Source organism: Pseudomonas sp. (assembly GCF_026224925.1).
Lineage (GTDB): Bacteria > Pseudomonadota > Gammaproteobacteria > Pseudomonadales > Pseudomonadaceae > Aquipseudomonas.
Genome location: NZ_JAMFRV010000074.1, coordinates 1 through 5,638, shown reverse-complemented (window position 1 = coordinate 5,638; position 5,638 = coordinate 1). Strand labels below are relative to the sequence as shown.

Annotated in this window: 3 protein-coding genes; 2 read left to right on the top strand and 1 reads right to left on the bottom strand. The window is 58.1% G+C overall.

Annotation, left to right across the window (positions count from 1 at the left end; genetic code table 11):
* Positions 1-187: 187 nt before the first annotated feature.
* Positions 188-1,339, bottom strand: coding sequence for an epoxide hydrolase family protein (locus M0974_RS03290; RefSeq protein ID WP_297832743.1), 1,152 nt, complete (start codon positions 1,337-1,339; stop codon positions 188-190).
* A 336-nt stretch (positions 1,340-1,675) separates the two neighbouring features.
* Here M0974_RS03290 and M0974_RS03285 point away from each other — a divergent pair, with 336 nt between their 5' ends.
* Together M0974_RS03285 and M0974_RS03280 are read left to right on the top strand one after the other, a co-directional pair.
* Positions 1,676-2,830 (top strand): efflux RND transporter periplasmic adaptor subunit, encoded by a 1,155-nt coding sequence (locus M0974_RS03285; RefSeq protein WP_297832740.1) that lies wholly within the window; start codon positions 1,676-1,678, stop codon positions 2,828-2,830.
* A gap of 8 nt (positions 2,831-2,838) precedes the next feature.
* Positions 2,839-5,638, top strand: a 2,800-nt coding sequence (locus M0974_RS03280; RefSeq protein WP_297832738.1) for an efflux RND transporter permease subunit, incomplete at its 3' end; no start/stop codon positions are given.

Here is a 5,638-nt window from a genome sequence, read left to right as displayed (position 1 = left end):
GGGAGCGAACTTGTTCGCGAAGGTAGCGCCGCGGTATGTCTGATAAGCCGCGTCGCCTGCTTCCCGAACAAGTTCGGTCCCACCGAATCTCTGCATGCCGCCGGATTGAGGCAATCCACAAAACCTGTGGGAGCAAGCTTGCTTGCGAATGGCTTGATGCGGTGCCACCTTTATTGCAAGCCTCCCCTCAACGCAGCGGCCGAAAAAACGCCCTGATCTCTTCCGCCAACGCCTGCGGTTGTTCCATTGCTGCAAAGTGTCCGCCGTGTTGCATGTGTGTCCAGCGCTGAACGTTAAAACTGCGTTCAACCCACGAGCGCGGCGGCATGGGCAGTTCGCCGGGGAATTGCGCGATACCCAGCGGCGGCAGCACTCGTTGACCAGCGGTGAAATGCACAGGTCGCTGGCGACTTTCCAGGTACAGCCGGAATGATGAACCAATGGTTCCGGTAAACCAGTAAATCGAGATATTGGTCAGCAGTGCGTCTAGGGAAATCGCCTGTTCAAGCTGGCCGTCGCAGTCGCTCCAGGCCTGGAATTTCTCCGCAATCCATGCGGCCAATCCTGCCGGGGAGTCGTTCAGACCAACTGCCAATGTTTGCGGTTTTGTGCCTTGGATCTTTGCGTATGCGCCCTCTTGGTCACCCCAGACAGCGGCCTTATCGAGAAAGCCTTGCTCTTCATCCGACAACGGCGGCTGATCGGCGCCCAGCGGCGGACGATACGATCCCGGCAGATAATTCAGGTGCAGCCCTTTAACCCGTTCGGGATTGCGGTAAGCCAGCCAAGTCGAAACGCTGGCTCCCCAATCACCGCCTTGAGCGCCAAACTGCTCATAACCCAAGCCTGTCATCAACTCAGCCCAGAGCCCGGCGATTTCAAACGGGCCGGTGCCTTTAGTCATTGGTGCTGACGAAAACCCGTAACCAGGCAACGACGGCACGACAACGTGGAACGCGTCCTGCGGATCGCCGCCATGACTGCCCGGATCCGCGAGCAACGGGATAATGGCTTCCATCTCGACGAATGACCCCGGCCAGCCATGGGTCAGGATTAAGGGCAAGGGCGCAGGGCCAGTGCCTGGTTGATGGACGAAGTGGAGCTTCTGAGTGCCCACTTGCGCACTAAATTGCGGCAGCCGGTTGAGCCTTGCCTCTTGAGCCCGCCAATCGAAGCCAGTGCTCCAGTGATCAACCAGACGCTTCAAGAACTCACCGTCCGTGCCCTCCTTCCAGCGCGCATCTTCGATACCGCTGATCCAGCGCGTCTGCGAAAGGCGCGTGTTCAGATCAAGCAGGGCGGCGTCACTGATGGCAATAGTGAACGGCTGAATGTCCATGGCGTTCGTATCCTGGTGTCCACGTTTGAGGAGTTTGTTCGGGATAGTGCTAAATGATCGGCATCACCATACGTCTATTCTTAGCGGCGGACACACAATGCTGACAACGCCATGATAGGTTGTTGCCCCGTGTTTACACATAAGCGACATGGAAGTTCAAGAAGGCGCGCAGTGACTGTTTTGGCGCAACAGATGGCATAGCCATTGCTGTTCTATCGGCGCAACGCATCAGTACAATCACAGCAAAGCCCAATCGCCACGCCTTTGCGACCAGACGGACCTCTGGTAACCACGCGTCTCATGAAGAGAGAACTCTACCTTTTGCCGAGTGAAACGATGTCCAGCCCTTATCTTGCGCCAGTCACGCTGGCTTTGTTGATCGCCATCAGCGGGATGCTGGCTGGCTGCAACAAATCAGCCCCGGCACCGACCACCGCTGCCAAAGACGCGATTGCCGTGGATGTCGCCATTGCCACACTGTCCAGCAAAGCCGGCATCACCGTGCTGACCGGACGCCTTGAGGCGTACCGGACCGCGGAAGTTCGGGCGCGGGTGGCGGGCATTATCGAGAAGCGTACCTACACCGAAGGTGAGGATGTCAAAGCCGGCGCGCTACTGTTTCGTATCGACCCGGCGCAGTTGATCGCAAACCTGGCAGAGGTCGAGGCGGAGCTGGCACAGGCGAAGGTCGCCACTGAAGCCGTTTCTGATATCGCCAAACGCTCGAAACAACTGGTGGCGATCGACTCCATCAGCGTCCAGCAATACCGCAAAGACGTGTACGCAGAAAAAGTCGCACGGGCCGCCGAACAAACCTTAGCGGCCAAGGTGCGCAGTGCCCAGTTACAGAAAACCTACGCCAGCGTCACCGCGCCGATCTCTGGGCGTGCACGCAGGGCGTTGGTCAGCGAGGGTGCAATGGTTGGGCAGGATGAAGGCACGAAGCTGACCACCATTGAACAGCTAGATCCGATTTACGTGAACTTCTCCCAGCCCACAAACGACTTTTTGCTGCTGCAGAAAAGCAATACCTCTGGCGCAAACAAAGTCGTCACGATGCCGATCAGCTTGAAGCTGGGCGACGGCACTCGCTATGCGCTGCCGGGTAAATTGCTGTTTTCTGACACGGCAGTCGACCCACTGACCGACACCGTGGCCATGCGGGCGCTGTTTACTAATCCCGACCATCTACTGTTGCCAGGCATGTACGTGCAGGTGGAGTTCAACACCCCGGAATCAGGTGCGACGGTATTGGTTCCACAGCAGGCCCTGACCCGTACCCGCGAGGGTGCCTACGTGATGGTCGAAGACAACGGCCATGCTCGGCAGGTCAGCGTTCATGCCGACAGCCTGGAAGGCAAACAGTGGCGGGTGAGTTCGGGCCTTTCCGGGGGCGAGCGGGTGATTCTCGATGGCAGCGCCTTGGGCGATGGTCAAGCGGTCGCGGTTAAACCCTCGACCACTAACAGCGCCGTTGCTGACAACAAATAAGGGAACCCATGTCCGCCTATTTTATTGCCCGCCCCGTCATGGCCTGGGTGATCGCGATTCTGATTCTACTTGCCGGTGGATTTGCTGCGACCCAGTTGTCGGTGGAGCAATACCCTAACGTCGCGCCGCCGCGGATCAGCATCGAAGCGACCTATCCCGGCGCGTCGCCGCAAGTGGCGGAACGCACCGTGACGGCGGTGATTGAGCGCGAACTCAACGGTATTGCCGGGCTGCTCTACTTCACTTCCACCAGCTCCGAAGGTCGGGCTGAGATCAACTTGTCGTTCGAGACCGGAACCGACACCAAGATGGCAGCTGTCGAGGTGCAGAACCGCATCAAGCGGGTCGAAGAACGGCTTCCAGAAAGCGTTCGCCGCCAGGGGCTGACGGTTGAGCAAAGCGGTGAGAACCAGTTGTTGTTCGTCACCCTGACTGCTGATAACCCGAGCGTCGACGATATTCAACTCGGTGACTTTGCCACCACCATCATTCGCCCGGCCATGCTCCGTGTGCCCGGCGTAGGTCAAGTAGAAGTCTATAGCCCCGAATATGCCATGCGTATCTGGGCCGATGTGCACAAGCTCACCGCCATGGGCGTCACCACTCAAGACGTCATCAGCGCCATCACCCTGCAAAATGAGCGCATCACCCTGGGCGCAATCGGCACCCTGCCCGCTGCGGCCAACACCCCCATCAATGCACCGCTGGCGGTAGAAGAAAACCTCGACACCCCGCAGGCGTTTGGCGACATATCACTGCGCGTAAACAGCGATGGTTCAGCATTGCGGGTAGCGGACGTCGCCAGGGTTGAGCTTGGCGGCAATAACTATGACTACCCGGCTTTCGTTAACGGCAAATTCGCCGGCGCTATCTCGATCAAACTGGCCACCGGGGCCAATGCATTACGCACCGCCGAGTTGATCAAAAGCAAACTCGATGAGATGTCCGCGCAGTTTCCGCCGGGCATTCATTACCAGACTGCGTTCGACACCTCGACCTTCGTCAAGCTGTCCATTGCCAAAGTCGGTTACACCCTGATCGAAGCCATGGTTCTGGTGTTTCTGGTGATGTGGGTGTTCTTGCGCAGCTTGCGTGCCACGCTTATCCCGACGCTGGTGGTGCCGATCGCCCTGGCCGGGACCTGCGGCGTGATGTATGCCTTGGGTTTTTCGATCAACGTGCTGACCCTCTTCGGCATGGTATTAGCCATCGGCATTTTGGTGGATGACGCCATTGTCGTGGTGGAAAACGTCGAACGCATCATGCACGAGGAAGGCCTGCCGCCACGGGAGGCGACCCTCAAAGCCATGCAGCAAATCAGCGGTGCAATCGTCGCCATCACCCTGGTGTTGACCGCGGTGTTTATTCCCATGGCGCTATTCCAGGGTGCCGTGGGGCAAATTTATCGCCAATTCTCGGTGGCGCTGGCAGTGCCCATGGCCCTGTCGGCGTTTCTCGCACTGACCTTTACTCCCGCCTTGTGTGCTTCATTCCTCAAGCCGGTCACCCATAAACAGCCAGATCGTCTGACACGTCGTAGCCTGGCGGTAGCAGGCGCTTATCTGCGCGGTCTGGATGGTTTCCTCAGCCGTCCAAAACGCTTCATGCTGCTGTATGCGGCGCTACTGGGGATCATGGTTCTATTGTTCATGCGGTTACCCGGCGGTTTTTTACCGAGCGAAGACAAGGGTAACTTTGCCACCGTTATCTTGCTGCCAACCGGTTCCACCCAGTCCGATACCCGCGAAGTGGTGGATGAAGTTCAGGACTACCTGCGCACCGACTCGACCATCGACAGTGTGTTCGCCATGCAAGGTTTCAGCTATTTCGGTGAAGGGCAAAACGCAGCAATGGTTTGGCCGTCATTGACCGATTGGTCGCTGCGTAAAAAGCCTGAACAGCAAATCAACGCCATTTTGGCGCGCATCAATCAACATTTTGCAAAAGGCACAGAGCGCCATCCCAAAGCGCTGATCAAAGCCATCAATACCCCGCCGCTTCCGTCCATGGGGCGTATCGAGGGCATTGATTTACGCCTGCAAGACCGCGCAGGTCTAGGCCATGACGCGCTGATGGATGCCAAGGATCGACTGCTGGCAATGGCGGCCAAAAGTCCGGTGTTTGCAGATATTTCATTTTCTGGGCAAAGCGATTCGCCGCAGCTTAAGGTCTCCATCGACCGCCGCAAGGCCCAAAGCATGGGGGTGCCGCTGGCTGAGATCAACCAGACGCTGGCGACGCTGTATGGCTCGCAATACTTGGGGGATTTCATCTACAAGAACCAGGTGAAGCAAATTCTCGTGCAGGCCGAGAGCAAGGACCGTCAGTTGTCGGACAGCCTGCTCCAGGCCAGAGTGCGCAATACCAACGGTGACATGGTGCCACTGAGTACCTTTGTCAGCATGCGCTGGACCGTGGGCGCGCTGGAAATCGACAACTTCAACGGCTTCCCGGCGCTGTCGATCAGCGGCACACCGGCCGCGGGGTACAGCACCACCCAAGCCATGGACGCGCTGGCGCAGCTGGTGACTCAACTGCCGGTGGGCTTCGGTTACGAGTGGGCCGGCCAGTCTTATCAAGAGCGAGTTTCCGGCAACCAAATGCCGCTGCTCTTCGGCCTGTCGATTCTAGTGATTTTCCTGTGCCTGGCGGCGCTGTATGAAAGCTGGTCGATTCCGTTCTCGGTGATCATGGTCGTACCGCTCGGTATTTTGGGCGCGTTGCTCGCGGCCACCTTGCGCGGGCTGGAAAACGACGTGTTCTTCCAGGTCGGCTTGCTGACTACGGTGGGGTTGTCGGCGAAGAACG